Below are 20589 nucleotides of genomic sequence, written 5' to 3' on the forward strand. Positions count from 1 at the left end.
GTCTCACAGCTCTCAAGGGGCCCCTCCACGGCGGGTTGGAACCGGGGAGGCCCCCTCGACTACGCTGTGTGCGCACGCGACTACGACCACAGGCGGGAACCAATGGCACGTCACGCAGCCTCCGACCCCTCTCCCCAGCGGCTCCGCTCCGCCGGACTGACCCTCTCCCTGGCCGGGGCCGCCCTGGCCATGGCGGCCGGCGCGGCGCAGGCCGGCGAGCTGGACCCGGCGGCGGCGGTCTCGGGGGTGGTCGACCCGATCTCCAACCTGAAGGTGAACCCCCTCGCCCACACCGGCGTGGACCCCCTCGACAACGGGGTGGGCACGAAGGTCGCCGACTTCCCGGCGGTGGGCACGACGATGGTCACGGGGGTACTGACGCAGGGGCCGTCGGTGAAGGAGATCCCGCAGGCGGCCGTCTCCTCGCTGCTGGGCCCGGTGCTCCCGAAGCAGTAGGGGCGGGGCGGGCACGCGAAGGCCCCGGCAGCCGGGGGGACGGACTGCCGGGGCCGGTTCACGGGGCCGGGGGCTAGTAGGAGGAGCCGCCCGAGCCGAGCGATCCGGTGGGGTGCCAGACCGTCTTGGTCTCCAGGAACGCCGTCATGCGCGACGTGCCCGGGTCGGCGGCCCAGTCGTCCACAGGCTGTGGACGCAGGACGCGCTTGAGGTTGTCGGCCGCGGCGATCTCCAGCTCCTTGGCGAGGGCGGTGTCCGCGCCCGCGAGGTCGATCGCGTTGACGTCCTGGTGGGCCGCGAGGTGCGGGCCCGTCTCGGCGGCCTTGCCGGAGAGGATGTTGACGACGCCGCCCGGCAGGTCGGAGGTGGCCAGCACCTCGCCCAGGGACAGGGCGGGCAGCGGGGCCTTCTCGCTGGCGATGACGACGGCGGTGTTGCCCGTCGCGATCACCGGGGCGATCACCGAGACCAGGCCCAGGAAGGACGACTCCTGGGGGGCCACGACCGTGACGACGCCGGTCGGCTCCGGGGTGGAGAGGTTGAAGAACGGGCCCGCGACCGGGTTGGCCCCGCCGATGACCTGGCCGATCTTGTCGGTCCAGCCCGCGTACCAGACCCAGCGGTCGATGGCCGCGTCGACGACCGCGGCCGCCTTCGACTTGGACAGGCCCTCGGCCTCGCCGACCTCGCGGACGAACTGCTCGCGGCGGCCCTCCAGCATCTCGGCGACGCGGTAGAGGACCTGGCCGCGGTTGTACGCGGTGGCGCCCGCCCAGCCGCCGAAGGCCTTGCGCGCGGCGACGACCGCGTCACGGGCGTCCTTGCGGGAGGACAGCGGGGCGTTGGCCAGCCACTTCCCCTTCGAGTCGCTCACCTCGTACACCCGGCCGCTCTCGGAGCGGGGGAACTTGCCCCCGACGTACAGCTTGTAGGTCTTGAAGACGTTCAGGCGGGTCACAGAAGACTCAGACATCGAGGTAGGCCTCCAGACCGTGGCGGCCGCCCTCGCGGCCGAAGCCCGACTCCTTGTAGCCGCCGAAGGGCGAGGTCGGGTCGAACTTGTTGAACGTGTTGGCCCAGACGACGCCCGCGCGGAGCTTGTTCGCGACCGCGAGGATGCGCGAGCCCTTCTCCGTCCAGATGCCGGCGGACAGGCCGTACTGGCTGTTGTTGGCCTTGGCGACGGCCTCGTCGGGGGTGCGGAACGTCAGCACGGACAGGACCGGGCCGAAGATCTCGTCACGGGCGACGGTGTGCGCCTGGGTGACGTTCGTGAAGAGCGTCGGGGCGAACCAGTAGCCGGAGGACGGCAGCTCGCAGGCCGGGGACCAGCGCTCGGCGCCCTCGGCCTCGCCGGTGTCGGCCAGGGCCGTGATCCGGGCGAGCTGTTCGGCGGAGTTGATCGCGCCGATGTCGGTGTTCTTGTCGAGCGGGTCGCCCAGGCGCAGGGTGCTCAGGCGGCGCTTGAGGGAGTCGAGGAGCTCGTCGTGGATCGACTCCTGGACCAGCAGGCGGGAGCCCGCGCAGCAGACCTGGCCCTGGTTGAAGAAGATGCCGTTGACGATGCCCTCGACGGCCTGGTCGATGGGGGCGTCGTCGAAGACGATGTTGGCGCCCTTGCCGCCCAGCTCCAGGGTGACCTTCTTGTCGGTGCCGGCGATCTGGCGGGCGATGGCCTTGCCGACCGCGGTGGAGCCGGTGAAGGCGACCTTGTTGACGTCCGGGTGGGCGACGAGTTCGGCGCCCGCGTCCCCGTAGCCGGGGATGATGTTGACGACGCCCTTGGGCAGGCCGGCCTGGCGGCAGATGTCCGCGAAGAACAGCGCCGAGAGGGGGGTGGTCTCCGCCGGCTTCAGCACGACCGTGTTGCCGGTGGCGAGCGCCGGGGCGATCTTCCACGCGAGCATCAGCAGCGGGAAGTTCCACGGGATGACCTGGCCGGCCACGCCGAGCGGGCGCGGGTTCGCGCCGTAGCCCGCGTGGTCGAGCTTGTCGGCCCAGCCCGCGTAGTAGAAGAAGTGCGCGGCGACCAGGGGGAGGTCCGCGTCGCGGGTCTCCTTGATCGGCTTGCCGTTGTCCAGGGTCTCCAGGACGGCGAGCTCGCGGCTGCGCTCCTGGATGATCCGGGCGATGCGGAAGAGGTACTTGGCGCGCTCGGAGCCGGGCAGCGCGGACCACTTCTCGAAGGCGCGGCGGGCGGCCTTGACGGCGCGGTCGACGTCGGCGGCGCCGGCCTGGGCCACCTCCGCCAGGACCTCCTCGCTGGAGGGGCTGACGGTCTTGAAGACCTTGCCGTCGGCGGCGTCGGTGAACTCGCCGTCGATGAAGAGCCCGTAGGAGGGGGCGATGTCGACGACCGAGCGGGACTCGGGAGCCGGTGCGTACTCGAAGAGGGATGCCATGGTGATCAGTCCACCGTCACGTAGTCGGGACCGGAGTAACGCCCGGTGCTCAGCTTCTGGCGCTGCATGAGCAGGTCGTTCAGCAGGCTGGAGGCGCCGAAGCGGAACCACTCGTTGGTCAGCCAGTCCTCGCCCGCGGTCTCGTTGACCAGGACCAGGAACTTGATGGCGTCCTTGGTGGTCCGGATGCCGCCGGCCGGCTTCACGCCGATCTGGATTCCAGTCTGCGCCTTGAAGTCGCGGACGGCTTCGAGCATCAGCAGGGTGTTGGCGGGGGTCGCGTTGACGCCGACCTTGCCGGTGGAGGTCTTGATGAAGTCGGCGCCCGCGAGCATGCCGATCCAGGAGGCGCGGCGGATGTTGTCGTACGTCGACAGCTCGCCGGTCTCGAAGATGACCTTCAGCCGTGCGGCGGTGCCGTCCTCCCGGACGCACGCCTCCTTGACGGCCTTGATCAGCTCGTAGGTCTCCAGGTAGCGGCCGGCGAGGAAGGCGCCACGGTCGATGACCATGTCGATCTCGTCGGCGCCGGCGGCGACGGCGTCACGGGTGTCGGCCAGCTTGACCGGGAGGGCGGCGCGGCCCGCCGGGAAGGCGGTGGCGACGGAGGCGACCTTGACGTCGGCGCCGTTCAGGGCCGCCTTGGCGGTGGCCACCATGTCGGGGTAGACGCAGACCGCGGCGGTCGTGGGCGTCGTACGGTCGAGGGGGTCGGGGTTGACGGCCTTGGCGGCGAGCGACCGGACCTTGCCCGGGGTGTCCGCACCCTCGAGCGTCGTCAGGTCGATCATCGAGATGGCCAGGTCGATGGCGTACGCCTTGGCCGTCGTCTTGATCGAGCGGGTGCCGAGGGAGGCCGCGCGGGCCTCCAGTCCGACTGCGTCGACGCCGGGCAGCCCGTGCAGGAAGCGGCGCAGCGCGCTGTCGGACGTCGTCACGTCAGCGAATGCGGTGAGGGTGGTGGGCATGGTCACCAGATGAGCATATCTACGCGCGTAGCGACGTGTCACCCCCCTCGTGCACATCTGGGCGTGACATCCGCCATCGGTGCACCCGACCCCCGTGCGCCGGTCGCCTCCGGGCGGGCATGCGGCACAATCGGCGGCATGAGCACACCCTCCGCCCCTGAGCCGGCCTACGCGGACCGCGTCTACCGCTCCCCCATGGCCGTCGTCACCGGGGTGCTGATCCTGGCGATGATCGTCTGGCTGTGCGGGGACGCCGTCGTGCGCGGTGTGGGCGTCGGCCGGTGGATCGGGCTCGCCGCCGCGCTGTGCGCCGTGCCGCTGACCGTGGCGTTCACCATCCGGCCGGCCGTCTTCGCGAACGAGGACCGGATGCGCGTGCGCAACCCGTTCCGGGTCATCGAGCTGCCCTGGGGCATCGTCGACGCGGTGCGCGCCGGGTACTCGGCGGAGGTGCTGGCGGACGGGGCGAAGTACCAGCTCTGGTCGGTGCCGGTGTCGCTGCGCGAGCGCAAGAAGGCCAACCGCTCGGCCGGCCGGCGCGAGGCGGCGGGCGCGGGCGGCCCGGCGGCCGCGCCGGCCGTGCGGGCCTCCGCCGACAAGGCCGTGGACGAGCTGACGGAGCTCGCCGAGCGCGGCGCCGCCCGCCCGGGCGCGCAGGGGCAGGTCCGCGTCCGGTGGGCCTGGGAGATCATCGTGCCGGCGGTCGCGGGCGCGGTCCTGCTGGCCGTGCTGCTGATGGTCGGCTAGCGACCGGGGCGTCGGGCCCGGGACGAGGCACCGCGCTGCCTTCGGTCACCGGCACGGGCCGCGCGCTCGACGGCGCCGCCCCGGGGTGCCGGGCGCGGCTAAGGCCTGTCCGGCGGATCAGGGTCGGACAGGCCCTACAGCGAGATCGCGACGACCTTCTCCGCACGGATCCGCACGACCAGCCGGACGACCTCGGCCGGCTCCGGCGGCGGGTCCTCGCCGAGGTAGTGCTGCGACAGCTCGCGCGGCAGTTCCTTGTCCGGGTCCGGCAGCAGTGCGGCCGTGCCCCGTATCTCCGCCGACCGGTAGGGGTTTTCGCGGTCGTAGACCGTCAGGCTGATGCGGGGGTCGCGGGCCAGGTTGCGCGCCTTCTTGCGGCCGGCGGTGGTGGAGAAGACCACCGCGTCCCCGCGCCTGCCGACCCAGACGACGGAGGTCTGCGGGCCGCCGTCGGCGTTCAGCGTCGCCACGACGGCGAAGTTCCGGCCGTCGACCAGCTCCCTCACCCCCGCGTCCAGCGCCACCGTCGCGGGAAGCTCTTCCGTGTCGCCGTCGTTGATCATTCGTCGTCCCTCGTCCATTGTCGGGCCTGCGGATGGGCGCGAGCCGGCCGGGGGCCGTCCTCGCGGGCACTGACGTGCACTCCGCTCATCCTCGAAGACGGCTGCGCACCACGGAAGAAGGCACATTTATGTCACGTACTACCGCGTGCACGGCGCAGGAGGACCCGGGCAGCCGGGAGCTGTGCACCGTCCTCGACGTGCTCGGCAGGGTGAGCGGCAAATGGAGCCTCGGCGTCCTGAGCGAGACCCTCCACGGACCCGTCCGCTTCTCCGCGCTCGAACGGTCGCTGGCCGGGATCAGCCGCCGGATCCTCACCCTCACCCTGCGCGAGCTGGAGGAGGGCGGGCTGCTGGTCCGCACCGTGTACCCCACGGTGCCGCCCCGGGTCGAGTACGCCGCCACCGAGGCGGCGCGCGAGCTCTACGAGCGGCTGACCGGCCTCGCCGACTGGGCGCGGCGGCACCCGGCGGCGACCGCCGCCGCCCGTCGGCCGGGCGGGCCGGGGACCGGATGACCGGGGGCCGGATGGGCGGGGGCCGGATGGCCGGGGGCGCCGAAAGGGACGATACGGGCCCGGCCGACCGGAACCGCTGCCACCGGGGGCGGCGTCCTCGGTGGTGTGCACCGTCATGAGGGCAGCGGCAGCGCCGCCACCGCCACACAGCTCCCGGTCCGTCCCCGGCTCCTGAGCGGGGCCCTGCTGGCCGCGCACCTGCTGCTCGTCGGTTGGCTCACCCTGAGTCCGCTGGACGTGCCCTGGGCGGCGGCCGCGAACCTGTCCCCGCTGGAGGGGATCCGGGCGGACCTGGCCATGGGCCCGCTGGAGGCCGCGCGCCGGATCGGGGAGGGGCTGGCGCTGCTGGCCCCGCTGGGGGTGCTGCTGCCGCTCGCCGGGGGCCGGCTGCGGCCCGGGCCGCTGGCGGCGTGGGCCTCGCTGGCGCGGACGGCGGCGGCCGCGGTGCTGCTCTCGCTGAGCATCGAAATGCTCCAGACGGCCGTTCCGGGACGGGTGCTGGACGTGGATTCGCTGCTGCTGAACACCGCCGGGGTGGTCCTCGTGCACATGGCGGTCGTACCGGTGCTGCGGGCGAGGCTGCGCAGGCCCCTGACCTCCGCCGACGCCGTGTCTCAGGGGAACACCCCGAGAATTCCCAGGGTCGGCCTCGGCCCGTGGACCGACGTTCTGTCGGCGGTGCCGCGCGAGTATTGAGTCATCGCGCCAGGCAATTACCGAAAGCGCGCGAATCCCGATACGAAGGAGCACACCATGAGCGCGCTGACCCGCCCCCGTGACGGACGGCTGATCGGCGGCGTCTGCGCCGGACTGGCCAAGCGGTTCGGAATGAAGGCCCGCACGATGCGGCTCATCTTTCTCGTGTCCTGCCTGCTGCCCGGCCCCCAGTTCCTGGTCTACCTGGCGCTGTGGCTGCTGATCCCGAACGAGAAGTCCGGCGTGGGCGCCCCGAGCACCGCCTGGTAGGAGTCCGGTAGGAATGCCGGTACGAATCCGGTGGCGATTCTGGTCGGAGTCTCCGGCCGGACTCAGCCGGCCTTCCGGACCTTCTCCAGCTGCTTGTCGGCGACCTCCTGCGGAACCGCCGCCTTCTGGCCGGCGGCCGCCACGTTGAGGGCCATCAGCCGGACGATGCTGGACCCCTCCCGGACGACGACGAGGTGGACCTGGGCGGAGACGCCCTGGGCGGAGGCGGTCGTGGTCCAGCTGACGCTCTCGTCACCGGCGGCCTTGAACGGGACCGCCTTCACGTCCCGGTAGCTGCCGGTCTGCTTCTGCACGGTGGCGGTGAAGCCGGAGCCGCAGGCCGCGACGGCCTCGCGGAGCCGGGAGACGACCTTCTTGGCGTCGCTCTCGTCGTAGGAGCTGACGGACGCGGAGACGGCGAGGCCGACCTGCTTCTGGGAGCCGACGCCCCGGTTGACGGTCTCGTGAGCGGCCGGGTCGGGCTTGTCGCCCATGATGTCGGCGAGCGGCTGGCAGGCCTTCTTGTCGGCCTGCGGCTGCCCGGCCGGGGCGTTGGGGTTCTTGCCCTGCGCCGAGACCTGGTAGCCGGGGAGGTCGCCCTGTTCGAGGGCGGAGCGTTCCAGGCGGCCGTCCTTGGCCTTGGGGGCCGGGGAGGCGGCGGCGGGGCCGGGTGCGCCGGTAGGGGAGGCGGCCGCGGAGCCCTTGGGGTCCGGGCCCTTGCCGGGCGGGGAGGCGTCCGTGCCGCTGCTGCAGCCGACGGCTCCGAGGAGCAGGGCGGGGAGCAGCGCGAACGTCGTCGCGGGCGCCGTGAATCGTGCCGTGATGCGCATGACCGGACCTCTCCCCCAGCTACCGCTGGGTGGTGCCACCACCCATACGTCGGCGGGCAGTTGGTGGTGATCGTGGCACACGCCGCCGCCTGGCGCACACCGCCTCGAAGAGGTGTGCGCCAGGCGTACGGGCGTGCGTTTCCCGGGCCGGCTGCTAGCCGAGCGCGCCGCCGAGGCCGCCGAGGGCGGGGACTCCGCCGAGCAGCTGGTTCACCGGGGCGGCCGGGTCGCTGGCCTGGCCGTCCTGGCCCTGCTGGCCGTGCTCCGTCTGGTTGGTGATGGAGCTGGTGGCGCTGGTGACGGTGCCGAGGGCGTCCGTGAGGTTCGGGGTCGGGAGCGCCGAGGCGGAGGCGGTACCCGCGGCACCCGCGGCGAGGGCGGCACCAATGACAGCGACACCGAGGGACTTGGCAGCAGACTGCTTCATGAAAAATCGTCCTTGCGACGGGGAATCGAGCGGCTCCGCAAACTAGTCACTTCAAACCCCGTCCCGCAAACATCCGTAAATACGAGAAAGCGCCCGGCGTGTCCTACCGCCGGGCGCTTTCCGTGGGTCATCCCATGGCCTAGGCCGAGACAGATCCGCTGGTGGAAGCGGTCTGCCGGAAAAGCCACTCGGACTTCAACTCTGCGTAGCCCGGCTTGATCACGTCGTTGATCATCGCCAGTCGTTCATCGAAAGGAATGAACGCGGACTTCATCGCATTGACGGTGAACCACTGCATGTCGTCGAGCGAGTAGCCGAAGGCGTCGACCAGGTGCTCGAACTCGCGGCTCATGCTGGTGCCGCTCATCAGGCGGTTGTCGGTGTTGACCGTGAGCCGGAAGTGCAGCTTGCGCAGCAGGCCGATCGGGTGCTCGGCGTACGAGGCGGCCGCGGCGGTCTGCAGGTTCGACGTCGGGCACATCTCCAGGGGGATGCGCTTGTCGCGGACGTACGAGGCCAGGCGGCCCAGCTTCACGGAGCCGTCGGCGGCGACCTCGATGTCGTCGATGATCTTCACGCCGTGGCCCAGGCGGTCGGCGCCGCACCACTGGAGGGCCTGCCAGATCGACGGCAGGCCGAAGGCCTCGCCCGCGTGGATGGTGAAGTGGTTGTTCTCGCGCTTGAGGTACTCGAAGGCGTCGAGGTGGCGGGTGGGGGGGAACCCGGCCTCGGCGCCGGCGATGTCGAAGCCGACGACACCGTTGTCGCGGTAACGGTTGGCCAGTTCGGCGATCTCCAGCGCGCGGGCGGCGTGGCGCATGGCGGTCAGCAGGGCGCCGACGCGGATGCGGTGGCCGTTGGCCTTGGCGCGGCGCTCGCCCTCGCGGAAGCCGTCGTTGACCGCCTCGACGACCTCTTCGAGGCTCAGGCCGGCTTCGAGGTGCTGCTCGGGGGCGTAGCGGATCTCGGCGTACACGACGCCGTCCTCGGCCAGGTCCTCGGCGCACTCGGCGGCGACCCGGAAGAGGGCCTCCTTGGTCTGCATGACGGCGCAGGTGTGCGCGAACGTCTCCAGGTAGCGCGGGAGGGAGCCGGAGTCGGCGGCGTCGCGGAACCAGACGCCGAGCTTGTCGGCGTCGGTCTCGGGCAGCTTGTCGTATCCGACCTCGGCGGCCAGCTCGATGATGGTGCCGGGGCGGAGGCCACCGTCGAGGTGGTCGTGCAGCAGCACCTTCGGGGAGCGGCGGATCTGATCCGGGCTGGGCGTGTTGGGGGTCTCGCTCGTCATCCCGGCACTCTACTCCTACGCGCGTAGAGCAACCGGTCGGCCGCAGGCGTCGATATGTAACAGAGACCGTACGGACGGGTGGCATACACCTGCCGGTCTGAGACTGTTCCGCCATGGCACAGCATGCGCCGCCGGCGCGCGGGGCCCGCCTGGGGCGGGCGGTCGGCGCGAACGGCCCGGAGTCGATGGTCAGTGGTGTGGTCCTCCTGCTCCCCGGGGCGTCCAGGATCGCCCCCGGTCCGCTGCGCCCGCTGGCGCGGGCGCTGGCCCGGGCGGGCCGGGCGGAGGGGCTGGTGGCGCACTCCGTGCTGCACGGCCCCCAGGGACGGGAGGAGGCCGTGCGGTGGGCGGCCGACGAGGCGCTGCGTCGGTACGGGGACGTGCCCGTCTGCCTGGCCGGCTACGGGGCCGGGGGCCGGACGGCGCTGCGGGCGGCGGGGCACGGCGCCGTCAACTCGGTGGTGGCGCTGGCCCCTTGCTTACCGGAGGGGGCGGGCGACGGCTCCCCTGATCCGGTGAAACAGCTCGCCGGGCGGCAGGTGCTGATCGTGCACGGGACCAACGACGCGCGCAGCGACCCGGAGTCCTCCTTCCGGCTGGCGGCGCGGGCGAAGAAGGCGAATCGTTCCACGTGCCGGTTCGAGGTGCATTCGGACGGGCACGCGCTGCGCGAGCACCGGGCGGAAGTGGTGGCGCTCGCGGTGGACTTCGTCCTCGGGGCGATGGTCTCGGGACGGTACTCGCGGCCGGTGACGGACGCGCTGGCGGCTCCTCCGCCGCTCGGCCTGCGGATGCCGCTGGCCTCGGGGTTCGGGCGGTCGCTGCGGGGGTGAGGGGCGGGCGGCCCGCGCGTAGAGTGAGGAGTGGACTCGGGGCCGTTTTTTCCTCCCGGGAGGCGATGGGGCCATGGCCGCGATGGTGCGCAAGAACTTCGACAAGCCCGACGAGACCCGTCCGTTCGAGGACGGCAAGGGCCGGCTGGACGTGATCGAGACCGACGGCGGTTCCGTCGGACGGGCCGTGTTCGAGCCGGGCTGGCGCTGGTCGGAGCACATCAAGCCGCTGGCGGGCACGGACAGCTGCCAGTCCGCGCACACCGGGTACGTGCTGAGCGGCCGGATCCACGTCGCCATGGACGACGGGGAGGCCGAGGACTTCGGGCCGGGCGACTTCATGCAGATAGCGCCCGGGCACGACGCCTGGGTGGTGGGCGACGAGCCGGTCGTGGCGCTGGACTGGACGGGCTACGGGAACTACGCCAAGCCGCAGTAACGCGGCCGTGCGGGACGGGGGCGGGCGCGCGGTGTCCGTCCGTGCCTGCCGCTCCGCCCCCTCACGGTCGGACGGCACCGATGGATCCGGCGTCACCGCCCCCGGCGCGCCGTGATCCCTACTGTGCCGGTTCGGCATATGCCGTATGCACGGATACCGGAGTCGACTTGCCGCCTTGCGGGAACACGAGGGGTTTATAAACGGGCACAGTCAGGGACGAATAGGCATATGCCAGTCGATGCAATCGATGCCGACGGAGCCGATGGATCCGATCTGAGCCCCGCCGCCCGGCGCCTGTACGGCTTCGCCGTGGAGCGGCACGCCTTCACCCCCGCGGAGGCCACCACCGCGCTGGGTGCCCGCGCGGGCGCCGCCGTCAAGGAGCTGGCCGCCGCCCACCTGCTCCAGCGGGCCCCCGGCGACGGCCCGGAACGCTGGACCGCGGTCGCGCCCCGCGCGGCGGCGGCCCGGGCGCTGGCCCCGCTCGCCCTCCTCGTCCGCGAGACCCATGACGAGATGGACCGGTTGCGCGGGCGGCTGGAGGCGCTGGTCCCCGCGTACGAGGCGGGCACCGCGCACCGCGACGACGGCCGGGCGGGCAGCCTGGAGCTGGTCACCGACCTGGGGGCGGTGCGGGGGCTGATCACCGAGCTGGTGGCGGGCTGCGAGCGGGAAATGCTGACCTCCCAGCCGGGCGGCGGCCGGCCGCAGGAAACCCTGGAGGAGGCGGTCGGCCGGGACGAGTCGCTGCTGGCGCGCGGGGTCCGGATGCGGACGATCTACCAGCACACCGCGCGCTACTCCCGGCCCACGGCGGCGTACGTGGAACGGGTGACCGCCCTGGGGGCCCAGGTGCGCACCCTGGGCGACGGCCTGATGCGGATGCTGATCTTCGACGCCCACACCGGCCTGATGTCCGTCCCGGACCGCCAGGGCGCGGCCCTGCTGGTGCGGGAGCCCAGCGTCGTCCACTTCATGACGGCGGCCTTCGAACGCTCCTGGCTGGGCGCCCGCCCCTTCCCGACGACGGTGAGCCCGGAGGCCGCCCGCTCCCTCTCGGACGAGCTCCGCCAGATGATCGTCCGACTGCTGTCGGAGGGCCTGGAGGACAAGGTCATCGCCCGCCGCCTGGGCATGTCGGAACGCACCTGCCAGCGCCACATCGCGGAAATCATGCGCGCAATCGGCGCCAAGTCCCGCTTCCAGGCCGGATACTTGCTGTCGGCGGCAGCACTCCGGCGGCGCGAGGGGGATGCCGGGTCACTTCACGGAGGCGTACCACAGGAAGAGGACGAGCAGGACGAGTGAAGCGATGAGCGACGCAAAGGCCACCGACACCACAACGATCATCGACTTTTTCACCCCACTCAGCACCCGGCCGGAACGATTCCCTTCCGCAGCAACGGCCTTCTTCCTCGCATAGTGGGCCAAAATGAGGGCGGCGGTCGCGGTAAGGGCCGCAGTCAGCGCCTCCGCCCCGAGATAATTCACATTGGGCATGGCACCTGCGACCGCTTGCGCGAATGTTTTCCCCTGCTTTTGGAACTCGCTGAGGTCGTCACTGACATATCCGTGCGTCACTATGCCCAGCACGCTGTACACGACCGAGACGGTCCCTGCGATCGCGGCCACCACGGACAGCGTGCGGGCCGCTTTCGCATCCCGCACCCCCGGTTGCCCCACCGCCGCAGCAGGGGGCGTCTCAGACGGCCGGCCCGCGCCGGGTTTCGAGGAGGTGCCGGCCTGGGTCCATTTCGGCGGGGCTTTCGAGAGCGGCGGTGTCTTCAACGGTGGCGAGGTCTCCGGCGGCGGAAAATCCGGCGGCGGCGGGGTCTTCGGGGGTGGCACCACGACGCGCTCCGGGAGGATCTCCGCGGTGACCTGGAGCGTCCTCTCCTCCCCCACCCCCTTCAGGAGGATGCCCGCGCTCAGCCGGCCCGCCCTGGACGTGTCCACGGACACCTCCAGGCCGCGTTCGGTCTCCTCCACCCGGATCCGGTTGTCATCCGGTCGGACCTCGCAGTTCCGTGCGAGAGGCGGGCCCGTGAGGCGCACCTCCAGGTGCGGCGCCGGCGAGCCCTGGGGCAGGGCGCCGAAGTCCAGCTCGGACGGTTCCGGGCTGAGCGCCACCTGGCTCAGGGCGGCGTTCGCCTCGTCCGCGAGCCACTTGATCTCCGTTCGCGCCATCTCCGCCAGCGCCGAGCGGGCTCCCGCCGCGACGTCGAGGTGCGTGCTCGCCATGCGGGAGCGGAGCTCCTCCAGCGCGCCCCGCCGGGTGAAGATGTCAGGGCTCGCGATCGCCGCCCGCAGGTCGTCCGGCAGCAGGGCCGGCTTGATCTTCTTGCGCCCGCTGCGCGCGAGGTAGAGGTCCCCCTGCAGGTTGATGTCACGACAGGGCGTCTGGCGCGGGTTCTCCTGGCGGACCTGCCCGTAGACGTACTCGTACAGCTCGTCGAGGGAGACCAGGCCGTCCTCGTCGAGATCTGCGTCGCCGCTGGTGAGACCGTTCACCAGCGCACTGGTGAAGACCGAGGGACGAGGGGCCTCGAATTCCCCGCTGAGCGCGCTTCCCCCCTCCAGGGCGAACTCCATGGAGTTGGAAGCCGTGATCACCGCCCAGCCGCGGCCGCCTCCGAGTTTCTGGCCGGAGAAGGCCTCGAGCGCGTGCACGTCCTCCCCGGCGCGTACGCGCATGCCCTTCGAGAAGGCCCCTCCATAACAGCAGTCGAGGAAGAGCACGATGCTCCGCGCCCGGCTGGCCGCCATACACCTGCGGACGAAATCCGCCGCCACTCCGGTGGAGATCAGCCGTCCCGGCACCGTGTCACTCGCCGCGAAGAAGAGCTCCCCCGACTCGTTCTTCAGTCCGTGGCACGAGAAATGAAGCATCAGCTCGTCGCTCGGTCTGCCGTCGGCGAAGAAATCCTCGATCTTCCTCAGGATCGTGTGCGCCGGCTCGTTCCTGGCCACCTGGACTTCGAATTCCCCGATCTTCGGGTCGGAAAGGACGGCCGCGAGGGCCACGGCGTCCTCGGCGGGGGACACGAGCGCCTTGAGGCCGGGGTTCTCGTAGTCGTCATTGGCGATGATCAAGGCGCGCCGTGAGGCGTTCATGGCTCGGACCCGTTGGGTGAATGCCGGTTGACGAAGAGCTCGAAGGAGCGGTCGACCTGGGTCGGCGAGGCCTGGGAGATCTCGAGGACGTCGTCGTCCATCACCAGCCGGATGGTCGGACGGCTCGGACTCCGCTTCCACCAGTCCATCACGGCGTTCAGGACTTCACGGAAGATCGTGAAGGAGGGCCCCAGTCCGACCAGCAGGGCACCCGCCTCGGTACCGAAGCCCCTGGCCCCCTCCGGAACGTCGCCGCCCGGGACACTGGTTACACCGTCAACTTCCAGCTGGAGCAAGTCCTCCCGCAGACGGCCGGCCAGAACGTCGAGGCGTTCGGCCTCCGCCCCCTCCTCCGAAAGGAATATCCGCAGAGAACTCACCGGCTCACCCTCTTCGGCAGGGGCGCGCCCAGGGTCGGCGCGCGCATCAGCCACGGCTCCGACACTTCCAAGTCTGGTCCCGGTGCACGAGCTCCGGCAACCCCGGCAACATCTCAGGCAGGGGGTTCGAGTTCTGGGATGAGGCGACCGCGGCGGGAGAGGAGGAAGCGTTTGAAGGCGGCTACCGGTGGGGTGTCCGGGTGGCCGTCCAACCAGGCCACGCCGATCTCGCGGACCGCGCGCGGGGCGGTGACCGTCAGCTCGACCACGCCCGGGCGGGGGACCAGGGGCGGGGGCAGCAGAGCCACGCCCAGGCCCGCCGCGACCAGGCCGCGCAGGGTTTCGGCCTCCTCGCCCTCGAAGGCCACCTTCGGGGTGAACCCCGCCTCCGCGCACAGGTTGTCGGTGATGCGCCGCAGGCCGTAGCCGGGCTCCAGGGTGACGAAGGTTTCCTCGGCGGCCTCGGCGAGGCGGATGCGCTTGCGGACGGCCAGGCGGTGGTCGTCCGGGACCACCAGGCGCAGCCGCTGCTCGTCCAGGCGGCGGCCCACCAGGTCGGGGGCGTCGGGGACGGGGGAGGTCAGGCAGAGGTCGAGCTCTCCGGCGCGGAGCTTCTCCAGCATGGCCTCGCCGTAGTTCTGGACGAGGGAGAAGCGCACCCGGGGGTGGTCGGCGCGGAAGGCGCGGATCAGGCCGGGTACGGTCTCGGGGCCCAGGGTGTGCAGGAACCCGAAGGCGACCTTCCCGAAGCCGGGGTCGGCGTCCTGCTGTACGGAGCCGGCGGCGCGGGCGATCCCGGCGAGGGCCTCCTCGGCGGAGGCCAGGAAGGTGCGGCCGGCCGTGGTGAGGGCGACGGTGCGGCCCTTGCGGGCGAACAGCGAGACGCCCAGGTCCTGTTCGAGGCGGACCATGGCCCGGGAGAGGGTGGACTGCGGTACGCCCAGCTCCTGGGCGGCGCGGGTGACGTGCTCGTGCCGGGCGACCGCGACGAACTGGGCGAGGCGCGGCGCCAGCCCTTGTGTCACGGCCATGTCTTCTTCGTAACGGTTCATTGATATCCGAAGCCATGAGCTGTGCTGATGCGTGGGTGGATTGATTATGGCCCGTTTGTGCATTGGACGCATGAAGAAGGGGCGGCTTACGGTCGGTACATGCCTCCCGCTCATACCGGGGCACCTGTCATCCCGGGTGCCTCCACCGTGTCGCCCCCCGAGCCCCTCTCCCCCGGCCGCCCCGGCTACCGCCGGATGAGCTTGGCGCTCTTCGCCGCCGGGCTGGCGACCTTCGCCCTCCTCTACTCCACCCAGGCCCTGCTCCCCGCGGTCTCCGCCGGCTTCGGCGTGACGGCCGGTCAGGCCAGCTGGACGGTGTCCGCGGCCACCGGGGCGCTTGCCCTGTTCGTGCTGCCGCTCAGCGCGCTGTCCGAGCGGTTCGGGCGGACCCGGATGATGGCCTGGTCCATGGTGGTGGCCGTCGGCATCGGGCTGCTGGTGCCGTTCGCGCCGAGCCTGGAGTGGCTGGTGGCGCTGCGCGCGGTGCAGGGTGCGGCGATCGCCGGCATCCCCGCCTCCGCGATGGCGTACCTGGCGGAGGAGGTCCGGCCCAAGGCGCTGGTCGGGGCGATCGGCCTGTTCGTGGCGGGCAATTCCATCGGCGGCATGAGCGGCCGCATCGTCACCGGCTGGGGCGCCCAGCTGTGGGGCTGGCGCGGCGGGCTGCTGGCCGTCGGCGTGATGGCGCTGGCCTGCGCGGTGGCCTTCCTGGTGCTGCTGCCCCGGGCGCGGTTCTTCCGGCCGGCCTCGCTGAACCCGCGCGCGGTGGGCCGTACGGTCGGCGGGCACCTGCGGGACCCGCTGCTGCTGCGGCTGTACGGGATCGGCGCGCTGTTCATGACCGTGTTCGGTGCGGTGTACACGGTCATCGGCTACCGGCTGGTGGAGGCGCCGTTCTCGCTGGGGCAGGGCGTGGTCGGCTCGATCTTCCTGATCTACCTGGTGGGTACGGCCTCCTCGGCGGCGGCCGGGCAGCTGGTGGCACGGACCGGGCGGCGCGGTGCGCTGTACCTGGCGGTGACCACGACCGCGCTGGGGCTGCTGCTGTCGCTGGCGGACTCGCTGTGGCTGATCCTGCCGGGGCTGGTGCTGATCACGGCCGGGTTCTTCGCCGGCCACGCGGTGGCCTCGTCCTCGGTGAGCCGGACGGCGAAGACGGGCCGGGCGCAGGCCTCGGCGCTGTACCAGTCCGCGTACTACCTGGGCTCCAGCGCGGGCGGCACCCTGGGGGCGCTCGCCTACCACGCCGCCGGGTGGGGGGCCACGGTCGGGATCGCGCTGCTGGCGGTGCTGGGCGTCGTCTCGATCACCCTGTACGGGTCGCACGCGGCCCGTGCCGGGCGCCGGCTGCCGGCCACCGCGGCGGCCGCCCGCTGAGGTCCCGTGCGAAGTCCTGTCGGACTCCTATCCGCCGTGCCCGCCGCGCTCTAGCGTGGTGGGCACCGGCGTCCCCAGGGTGCGGGCGCGGCAGGGGAGGGATCGATGGCGGGGATACGCGTACGCGTGCGCGCGGGGCGGCGGGCCGCGGCGGTGTTCGGCGGGGCGGTGGCGCTGGCGGCGCCCCTGGTGGTGGCGGGGGGCGGGGCGGCGCAGGCCGCGGCCTCCTGCAACGTGACGACGGGGCCGTACCAGCGGCAGGTGGAGCAGTTCCTGGGGCGGCCGGTGGACGGGGTGCAGTCGGCGGCCGACTGCGCGGCCATCCAGTCCTTCCAGGCCACCCACGGGATCACCCCGACGATGGGGTACGCGGGGCCGCTGACCTGGCAGACGATGAGCATCATGCTGGCGCAGCGGGCGGCCGGGAAGAACCCGAACGCCGCCGGGCAGTGCCCCACCAACCTGGGGCGGATCGCCTGCGTCGACCTGACCCGGCAGTTGAGCTGGATCCAGGACGGGGCGACGCTGAAGTACGGGCCGGTTCCGGTGCGCACGGGCAAGGCGGAGACCCCGACGCGGACCGGGCTGAAGAAGATCTACTACCGCAACATCAACCACTGGTCGACGATCTACAACGTGGCGATGCCGTACGCGCAGTTCTTCGACGGGGGCATCGCCTTCCACTCGGTGGAGAAGAGCATGTGGAACCCGCCGGGTTCGGGCGGCTGCGTCAACATGACGACGGCCGACGCCAAGGCGTACTGGAACATGCTGACCAACGGTGAGGACGTGTTCGTGTACGGGCGCAAGCCCGGGACCTGATCCACCGCGCCGTGCCCGGGCTGCCGTTGTCAGACCCCTCGGGTAGTTTCCGGAGTGACGGACGACACCCTGGGGGACGGCAGCCATGAGCGACCTCGCGACCACCACCTCCCCGGAGCTCGACGCGGCGATGGAGCGCTACCGCGTCGAGCTGACCGGGTACTGCTACCGGATGCTCGGCTCGGCCTTCGACGCCGAGGACGCGGTGCAGGACACGTACGTGCGGGCCTGGCGGGCGTACGGGAAGTTCGAGGGGCGTTCCTCGCTGCGCTCGTGGCTGTACCGGATCGCCACGAACGTCTGCCTGGACCTGCTGAACGCGGGGAGGAAGCGGGCCCGGCCGATGGACCTCACCGCCCCGCAGCACCAGGCGTCCGCCGTGCTGAACGAGCGGCCGGAGGTGACCTGGCTGGAGCCGGTGCCGGACGGGCGGGTGCTGCCGCAGACCGCCGACCCGGCGGAGATGGCGCTGGCGAAGGAGTCGGTGCGGCTCGCCTTCGTGGCGGCGCTCCAGCACCTGCCGGCGAAGCAGCGGGCGGTGCTGATCCTGCGGGAGGTGCTGGCCTGGAAGGCGGACGAGGTCGCGCAGCTCCTGGAGACGACGGTGGCCTCGGTGAACAGCGCGCTCCAGCGGGCGCGGGCGACGCTGTCGGGGCAGGCGCTGCGGCCGAGCGATCCGGCGGACCCGCTGGACGCGGAGCAGAAGAAGCTGCTGGAGCAGTACCTGTCGGCCTTCGAGGCCTACGACATCACCCGGCTGACCACCCTGCTGCACGAGGACGCGGTGCTGTCGATGCCGCCGTTCGACCTGTGGCTGCGGGGGCCGCGGGACATCGCGGCCTGGCATCTGAACCAGGGCATCGGCTGCAAGGGTTCGCGCCTGATACCGACCACGGCGAACGGGCTGCCGGCGTTCGGCCAGTACCGGCCGCGCGAGGACCGGCGGCCGGGGCACGTGCCGTGGGCCCTGCAGGTGCTGGAGGTGTCAGAGGGCCGCATCGTCGGCCTCAACGCCTTCCTGGACACCGCCCGGTGGTTCCCGCTGTTCGGGCTGCCCGAGGAGCTCGCGGAGTCCGACGAGGTCCAGTAGGGCCCGCAGGGCGGGGGTCGCGCCGGCGACGGTGAGGGCCCCGCGCCCGCGCGCGGCCAGCCGCAGCCGGGCCAGCACCGCGACGGCCCCGAGCCCGGGGGCGGTGACGGCCCCGGCATCGCACACCACGGCGGCGGCCCCGTCGTCGTACAGCCGCGCCAGGCGCGCGCACAGCGCGGCGGCGTGCTGCTCGGTGGGGCTGGGCCCGGGCAGTGCGAGTCGTCTGGTCTCCACGAGATGAGGACCGGCCGGCTACCCGGAAATCATCGCCTGCGGGCGGGCGCGTCAGGGCGTGGGGAAGGTGGAGGTGTCCAACTTGAGGTCAAACGGCACGGGCAGGTGGAAGGTCTCACCGAACTTGCCCGCCCGAAGCACTCGGTAGACGCCCTCGCACGGCTCGCCGTAGAGGGTGACCGTGGGCCCGCCGGGGGCGAAGGAGTCGATGAGCAGATAGAGCGGCACCCCGCCCTCTGCGTATCCCGCGGCCTTCGCGATGCGGTCGTGCGAGGCGTTCGAGGGTGACGTCACCTCGACGACGAGTTCGGCCGCCGCGGCGGGCACGTACTGCTCGGACTCGGAAAGGATGTCACTGGGCATGACCAGCAGATCCGGGATGAACATGCCCTTGCGGGACGGAATGGCCACGCTCTGCACCTGATAGATGCCCCACTCATCCGGGATGACCCCGTACAGCTTGCGCTGCACGGCCTCGGTGATGCTGTTGTGATTGTTGGCAGGCGTGGGCGCCACGGTGATGATCCCCTCGATGATCTCCACCTTGCAGCCCTCCGGCCAGTCCGACTCCTCCCAGAGACGGACAAGCGCGTCCCAGCTGTCGCCACCACGTGGCTCATGCTGGACGGTGAGTGCGCTCATGGTGTGCTCCTCAATCGGTTCGTCACCGATCCCAGCATGACGAACGGGACCGGTGGGCGTCCACCGATCCCGTTCAGCCGCACGAGTGAGTCCGGGTCAGGCGATGCGGTCCAGGACGATCGGCGTGGCGGTGAAGGCCGTGCCCGCCGGGGCCACGTCGTAGGAGCCCTCCAGGGAGGCCAGGGCGTACTCGAACTTCTCCGGGGTGTCCGTGTGCAGGGTCATCAGCGGCTGGCCGGCCGTGACGGTGTCGCCCGGCTTGGCGTGGAGCTCGATGCCGGCGCCCGCCTGAACCGGGTCCTCCTTGCGGGCGCGGCCCGCGCCCAGGCGCCAGGCGCCGACGCCGACCGCGTACGCGTCGAGGCGGGTCAGGACGCCCGAGGCGGAGGCGGTGACCACGTGCTGCTCGCGGGCGACCGGCAGGGCCGCGTCCGGGTCGCCGCCCTGGGCGGAGATCATCCGGCGCCACACGTCCATGGCGGAGCCGTCGGCGAGGGCCTTCGCCGGGTCGGCGTCCTTGATGCCGGCCGCGGTGAGCATCTCCTGCGCCAGGGCGATGGTCAGCTCGACCACGTCGGAGGGGCCGCCGCCGGCCAGGACCTCGACGGACTCGCGGACCTCAAGGGCGTTGCCCGCGGTGAGGCCGAGCGGGGTGGACATGTCGGTGAGCAGGGCGATCGTCTTGACGCCGCTGTCGGTGCCCAGCGCCACCATGGTGGAGGCCAGCTCGCGGGCGTCCTCGATGTTCTTCATGAAGGCGCCGGAGCCGACCTTCACGTCCAGGACCAGGGAGCCGGTGCCCTCGGCGATCTTCTTCGACATGATCGAGGAGGCGATCAGCGGGATGGCCTCGACGGTGCCCGTGACGTCGCGCAGGGCGTAGAGCTTCTTGTCGGCCGGGGCCAGGCCGTCGCCGGCCGCGCAGATGACGGCGCCGGTGGTGTCGAGGACGTTCAGCATCTCCTCGTTGGAGAGGAGCGCGCGCCAGCCGGGGATGGACTCCAGCTTGTCCAGGGTGCCGCCGGTGTGGCCGAGGCCGCGGCCCGAGAGCTGCGGGACGGCCGCGCCGCAGGCGGCGACGAGCGGGGCGAGCGGGAGGGTGATCTTGTCACCGACGCCGCCGGTGGAGTGCTTGTCGGCGGTGGGGCGGGAGAGGGAGTCGAAGTTCATCCGCTCGCCGGAGGCGATCATCGCGGCGGTCCAGCGGGCGATCTCGGTCCGGTTCATGCCGTTGAGCAGGATGGCCATGGCCAGCGAGGACATCTGCTCGTCGGCGACGATCCCGCGGGTGTAGGCGTCGATGACCCAGTCGATCTGCTCGGGGCTCAGCTCACCGCGGTCCCGCTTGGTCCGGATGACGGAGATGACGTCCATGAGGTGACTTCCTTCTACGCGCATAGAGATGAGGGAGGAATGGTCGGGGGGTTCAAGGATTTTCAGGCGG

24 protein-coding genes are annotated in these 20589 nt (G+C 71.8%); 11 read left to right on the plus strand and 13 right to left on the minus strand.

Going from position 1 to position 20589, the window contains the following annotated elements:
- Nucleotides 1-102: 102 nt before the first annotated feature.
- A complete protein-coding gene (locus ACFY0O_RS10275) occupies nucleotides 103-456 on the plus strand; it encodes a hypothetical protein (protein ID WP_358893591.1) in 354 nt (117 codons plus the stop codon).
- Between the two features lie 73 nt (nucleotides 457-529).
- Here ACFY0O_RS10275 and ACFY0O_RS10280 read toward each other — a convergent pair whose 3' ends face one another.
- From ACFY0O_RS10280 to deoC, 3 genes are read right to left on the minus strand one after another with little or no spacing between them, the layout of a single operon-like run.
- Nucleotides 530-1429 (minus strand): aldehyde dehydrogenase family protein, encoded by a 900-nt coding sequence (locus tag ACFY0O_RS10280; protein ID WP_388945167.1) that lies wholly within the window; start codon nucleotides 1427-1429, stop codon nucleotides 530-532.
- Nucleotides 1422-2858, minus strand: a complete 1437-nt coding sequence (locus ACFY0O_RS10285) for an aldehyde dehydrogenase family protein (protein ID WP_388945169.1) — start codon at nucleotides 2856-2858, stop codon at nucleotides 1422-1424. Before ACFY0O_RS10285 ends, ACFY0O_RS10280 begins: the two co-directional genes overlap by 8 nt.
- Before the next feature lie 5 nt (nucleotides 2859-2863).
- Nucleotides 2864-3826: a deoxyribose-phosphate aldolase gene (gene deoC / locus ACFY0O_RS10290; protein ID WP_388945606.1), complete on the minus strand. Its 963-nt coding sequence runs from the start codon at nucleotides 3824-3826 to the stop codon at nucleotides 2864-2866.
- A 138-nt stretch (nucleotides 3827-3964) separates the two neighbouring features.
- On the opposite strand from deoC, the gene ACFY0O_RS10295 reads away from it, so the two are divergent.
- Nucleotides 3965-4573 carry a PH domain-containing protein gene (locus ACFY0O_RS10295; RefSeq protein WP_388945172.1) on the plus strand — a complete coding sequence of 203 codons (609 nt, stop codon included), beginning with the start codon at nucleotides 3965-3967 and terminating at the stop codon, nucleotides 4571-4573.
- Nucleotides 4574-4707: 134 nt separating this feature from the next.
- Here ACFY0O_RS10295 and ACFY0O_RS10300 read toward each other — a convergent pair whose 3' ends face one another.
- Nucleotides 4708-5136, minus strand: coding sequence for a PPOX class F420-dependent oxidoreductase (locus ACFY0O_RS10300; RefSeq protein WP_388945175.1), 429 nt, complete (start codon nucleotides 5134-5136; stop codon nucleotides 4708-4710).
- A 128-nt stretch (nucleotides 5137-5264) separates the two neighbouring features.
- Here ACFY0O_RS10300 and ACFY0O_RS10305 point away from each other — a divergent pair, with 128 nt between their 5' ends.
- The 3 genes from ACFY0O_RS10305 to ACFY0O_RS10315 all read left to right on the plus strand — a co-directional run bounded on the left by ACFY0O_RS10305 (nucleotide 5265) and on the right by ACFY0O_RS10315 (nucleotide 6617).
- Nucleotides 5265-5651 carry a winged helix-turn-helix transcriptional regulator gene (locus ACFY0O_RS10305; RefSeq protein WP_388945178.1) on the plus strand — a complete coding sequence of 129 codons (387 nt, stop codon included), beginning with the start codon at nucleotides 5265-5267 and terminating at the stop codon, nucleotides 5649-5651.
- A 105-nt stretch (nucleotides 5652-5756) separates the two neighbouring features.
- Nucleotides 5757-6347, plus strand: coding sequence for a VanZ family protein (locus tag ACFY0O_RS10310; RefSeq protein ID WP_388945181.1), 591 nt, complete (start codon nucleotides 5757-5759; stop codon nucleotides 6345-6347).
- Between the two features lie 57 nt (nucleotides 6348-6404).
- Nucleotides 6405-6617 carry a PspC domain-containing protein gene (locus ACFY0O_RS10315; RefSeq protein ID WP_358893587.1) on the plus strand — a complete coding sequence of 71 codons (213 nt, stop codon included), beginning with the start codon at nucleotides 6405-6407 and terminating at the stop codon, nucleotides 6615-6617.
- 62 nt (nucleotides 6618-6679) lie between these two features.
- Here ACFY0O_RS10315 and ACFY0O_RS10320 read toward each other — a convergent pair whose 3' ends face one another.
- The 3 genes from ACFY0O_RS10320 to ACFY0O_RS10330 all read right to left on the minus strand — a co-directional run bounded on the left by ACFY0O_RS10320 (nucleotide 6680) and on the right by ACFY0O_RS10330 (nucleotide 9162).
- Nucleotides 6680-7447, minus strand: a complete 768-nt coding sequence (locus tag ACFY0O_RS10320; RefSeq protein ID WP_388945184.1) for a hypothetical protein — start codon at nucleotides 7445-7447, stop codon at nucleotides 6680-6682.
- Nucleotides 7448-7601: 154 nt separating this feature from the next.
- The gene (locus ACFY0O_RS10325; RefSeq protein WP_358893585.1) at nucleotides 7602-7874 is read right to left on the minus strand and encodes a hypothetical protein; all 273 of its coding nucleotides are present in this window, start codon (nucleotides 7872-7874) and stop codon (nucleotides 7602-7604) included.
- Between the two features lie 139 nt (nucleotides 7875-8013).
- Nucleotides 8014-9162: an adenosine deaminase gene (locus tag ACFY0O_RS10330; protein ID WP_388945187.1), complete on the minus strand. Its 1149-nt coding sequence runs from the start codon at nucleotides 9160-9162 to the stop codon at nucleotides 8014-8016.
- A 113-nt stretch (nucleotides 9163-9275) separates the two neighbouring features.
- Between ACFY0O_RS10330 and ACFY0O_RS10335 the strand changes: the two genes are divergently transcribed.
- The 3 genes from ACFY0O_RS10335 to ACFY0O_RS10345 all read left to right on the plus strand — a co-directional run bounded on the left by ACFY0O_RS10335 (nucleotide 9276) and on the right by ACFY0O_RS10345 (nucleotide 11742).
- Nucleotides 9276-9995 (plus strand): alpha/beta hydrolase, encoded by a 720-nt coding sequence (locus ACFY0O_RS10335; protein ID WP_388945190.1) that lies wholly within the window; start codon nucleotides 9276-9278, stop codon nucleotides 9993-9995.
- A 73-nt stretch (nucleotides 9996-10068) separates the two neighbouring features.
- Nucleotides 10069-10434: a cupin domain-containing protein gene (locus ACFY0O_RS10340; RefSeq protein ID WP_388945193.1), complete on the plus strand. Its 366-nt coding sequence runs from the start codon at nucleotides 10069-10071 to the stop codon at nucleotides 10432-10434.
- 228 nt (nucleotides 10435-10662) lie between these two features.
- Nucleotides 10663-11742 (plus strand): LuxR C-terminal-related transcriptional regulator, encoded by a 1080-nt coding sequence (locus tag ACFY0O_RS10345; RefSeq protein WP_388945196.1) that lies wholly within the window; start codon nucleotides 10663-10665, stop codon nucleotides 11740-11742.
- On the opposite strand, the gene ACFY0O_RS10350 is transcribed toward ACFY0O_RS10345, so the two are convergent.
- From ACFY0O_RS10350 to ACFY0O_RS10360, 3 genes are all read right to left on the minus strand, one after another.
- Nucleotides 11695-13548 (minus strand): caspase domain-containing protein, encoded by a 1854-nt coding sequence (locus ACFY0O_RS10350; RefSeq protein ID WP_388945199.1) that lies wholly within the window; start codon nucleotides 13546-13548, stop codon nucleotides 11695-11697. The two genes, ACFY0O_RS10345 and ACFY0O_RS10350, sit on opposite strands and share 48 nt — an antisense overlap.
- Nucleotides 13545-13928, minus strand: a complete 384-nt coding sequence (locus ACFY0O_RS10355) for a hypothetical protein (protein ID WP_388945202.1) — start codon at nucleotides 13926-13928, stop codon at nucleotides 13545-13547. The genes ACFY0O_RS10350 and ACFY0O_RS10355 overlap by 4 nt, the downstream gene beginning before the upstream one ends.
- A gap of 113 nt (nucleotides 13929-14041) precedes the next feature.
- The gene (locus ACFY0O_RS10360; RefSeq protein WP_388945205.1) at nucleotides 14042-14980 is read right to left on the minus strand and encodes a LysR family transcriptional regulator; all 939 of its coding nucleotides are present in this window, start codon (nucleotides 14978-14980) and stop codon (nucleotides 14042-14044) included.
- A gap of 99 nt (nucleotides 14981-15079) precedes the next feature.
- Between ACFY0O_RS10360 and ACFY0O_RS10365 the strand changes: the two genes are divergently transcribed.
- The 3 genes from ACFY0O_RS10365 (at nucleotide 15080) to ACFY0O_RS10375 (ending at nucleotide 18269) form a co-directional block, all read left to right on the plus strand.
- Complete coding sequence (locus ACFY0O_RS10365) at nucleotides 15080-16357, plus strand: MFS transporter (protein WP_388945207.1); 1278 nt, start codon at nucleotides 15080-15082, stop codon at nucleotides 16355-16357.
- Nucleotides 16358-16462: 105 nt separating this feature from the next.
- A complete protein-coding gene (locus tag ACFY0O_RS10370; protein ID WP_388945209.1) occupies nucleotides 16463-17179 on the plus strand; it encodes a L,D-transpeptidase family protein in 717 nt (238 codons plus the stop codon).
- Between the two features lie 85 nt (nucleotides 17180-17264).
- Nucleotides 17265-18269 carry a sigma-70 family RNA polymerase sigma factor gene (locus tag ACFY0O_RS10375; protein ID WP_388945212.1) on the plus strand — a complete coding sequence of 335 codons (1005 nt, stop codon included), beginning with the start codon at nucleotides 17265-17267 and terminating at the stop codon, nucleotides 18267-18269.
- On the opposite strand, the gene ACFY0O_RS10380 is transcribed toward ACFY0O_RS10375, so the two are convergent.
- From ACFY0O_RS10380 to ACFY0O_RS10390, 3 genes are all read right to left on the minus strand, one after another.
- The gene (locus tag ACFY0O_RS10380; RefSeq protein ID WP_388945214.1) at nucleotides 18165-18503 is read right to left on the minus strand and encodes an STAS domain-containing protein; all 339 of its coding nucleotides are present in this window, start codon (nucleotides 18501-18503) and stop codon (nucleotides 18165-18167) included. The two genes, ACFY0O_RS10375 and ACFY0O_RS10380, sit on opposite strands and share 105 nt — an antisense overlap.
- A 51-nt stretch (nucleotides 18504-18554) precedes the next feature.
- A complete protein-coding gene (locus ACFY0O_RS10385; RefSeq protein WP_388945217.1) occupies nucleotides 18555-19145 on the minus strand; it encodes a Uma2 family endonuclease in 591 nt (196 codons plus the stop codon).
- Nucleotides 19146-19241: 96 nt separating this feature from the next.
- Complete coding sequence (locus ACFY0O_RS10390; RefSeq protein ID WP_388945220.1) at nucleotides 19242-20519, minus strand: thymidine phosphorylase; 1278 nt, start codon at nucleotides 20517-20519, stop codon at nucleotides 19242-19244.
- Nucleotides 20520-20589: the final 70 nt, after the last annotated feature.

The organism is Streptomyces sp. NPDC001594 (assembly GCF_042893675.1).
In the GTDB taxonomy this organism is placed as follows: Bacteria; Actinomycetota; Actinomycetes; order Streptomycetales; family Streptomycetaceae; genus Streptomyces.

What these genes read in the sequence shown, in the direction of transcription:
- ACFY0O_RS10275 (WP_358893591.1), top strand. Translation starts at nt 103, where the DNA reads ATGGCACGTCACGCAGCCTCCGACCCCTCTCCCCAGCGGCTCCGCTCC.
- ACFY0O_RS10280 (WP_388945167.1), bottom strand. Translation starts at nt 1,429, where the DNA reads ATGTCTGAGTCTTCTGTGACCCGCCTGAACGTCTTCAAGACCTACAAG.
- ACFY0O_RS10285 (WP_388945169.1), bottom strand. Translation starts at nt 2,858, where the DNA reads ATGGCATCCCTCTTCGAGTACGCACCGGCTCCCGAGTCCCGCTCGGTC.
- deoC (WP_388945606.1), bottom strand. Translation starts at nt 3,826, where the DNA reads ATGCCCACCACCCTCACCGCATTCGCTGACGTGACGACGTCCGACAGC.
- ACFY0O_RS10295 (WP_388945172.1), top strand. Translation starts at nt 3,965, where the DNA reads ATGAGCACACCCTCCGCCCCTGAGCCGGCCTACGCGGACCGCGTCTAC.
- ACFY0O_RS10300 (WP_388945175.1), bottom strand. Translation starts at nt 5,136, where the DNA reads ATGATCAACGACGGCGACACGGAAGAGCTTCCCGCGACGGTGGCGCTG.
- ACFY0O_RS10305 (WP_388945178.1), top strand. Translation starts at nt 5,265, where the DNA reads ATGTCACGTACTACCGCGTGCACGGCGCAGGAGGACCCGGGCAGCCGG.
- ACFY0O_RS10315 (WP_358893587.1), top strand. Translation starts at nt 6,405, where the DNA reads ATGAGCGCGCTGACCCGCCCCCGTGACGGACGGCTGATCGGCGGCGTC.
- ACFY0O_RS10320 (WP_388945184.1), bottom strand. Translation starts at nt 7,447, where the DNA reads ATGCGCATCACGGCACGATTCACGGCGCCCGCGACGACGTTCGCGCTG.
- ACFY0O_RS10325 (WP_358893585.1), bottom strand. Translation starts at nt 7,874, where the DNA reads ATGAAGCAGTCTGCTGCCAAGTCCCTCGGTGTCGCTGTCATTGGTGCC.
- ACFY0O_RS10330 (WP_388945187.1), bottom strand. Translation starts at nt 9,162, where the DNA reads ATGACGAGCGAGACCCCCAACACGCCCAGCCCGGATCAGATCCGCCGC.
- ACFY0O_RS10335 (WP_388945190.1), top strand. Translation starts at nt 9,276, where the DNA reads ATGGCACAGCATGCGCCGCCGGCGCGCGGGGCCCGCCTGGGGCGGGCG.
- ACFY0O_RS10340 (WP_388945193.1), top strand. Translation starts at nt 10,069, where the DNA reads ATGGCCGCGATGGTGCGCAAGAACTTCGACAAGCCCGACGAGACCCGT.
- ACFY0O_RS10345 (WP_388945196.1), top strand. Translation starts at nt 10,663, where the DNA reads ATGCCAGTCGATGCAATCGATGCCGACGGAGCCGATGGATCCGATCTG.
- ACFY0O_RS10350 (WP_388945199.1), bottom strand. Translation starts at nt 13,548, where the DNA reads ATGAACGCCTCACGGCGCGCCTTGATCATCGCCAATGACGACTACGAG.
- ACFY0O_RS10360 (WP_388945205.1), bottom strand. Translation starts at nt 14,980, where the DNA reads ATGAACCGTTACGAAGAAGACATGGCCGTGACACAAGGGCTGGCGCCG.
- ACFY0O_RS10365 (WP_388945207.1), top strand. Translation starts at nt 15,080, where the DNA reads ATGCCTCCCGCTCATACCGGGGCACCTGTCATCCCGGGTGCCTCCACC.
- ACFY0O_RS10370 (WP_388945209.1), top strand. Translation starts at nt 16,463, where the DNA reads ATGGCGGGGATACGCGTACGCGTGCGCGCGGGGCGGCGGGCCGCGGCG.
- ACFY0O_RS10375 (WP_388945212.1), top strand. Translation starts at nt 17,265, where the DNA reads ATGAGCGACCTCGCGACCACCACCTCCCCGGAGCTCGACGCGGCGATG.
- ACFY0O_RS10385 (WP_388945217.1), bottom strand. Translation starts at nt 19,145, where the DNA reads ATGAGCGCACTCACCGTCCAGCATGAGCCACGTGGTGGCGACAGCTGG.
- ACFY0O_RS10390 (WP_388945220.1), bottom strand. Translation starts at nt 20,519, where the DNA reads ATGGACGTCATCTCCGTCATCCGGACCAAGCGGGACCGCGGTGAGCTG.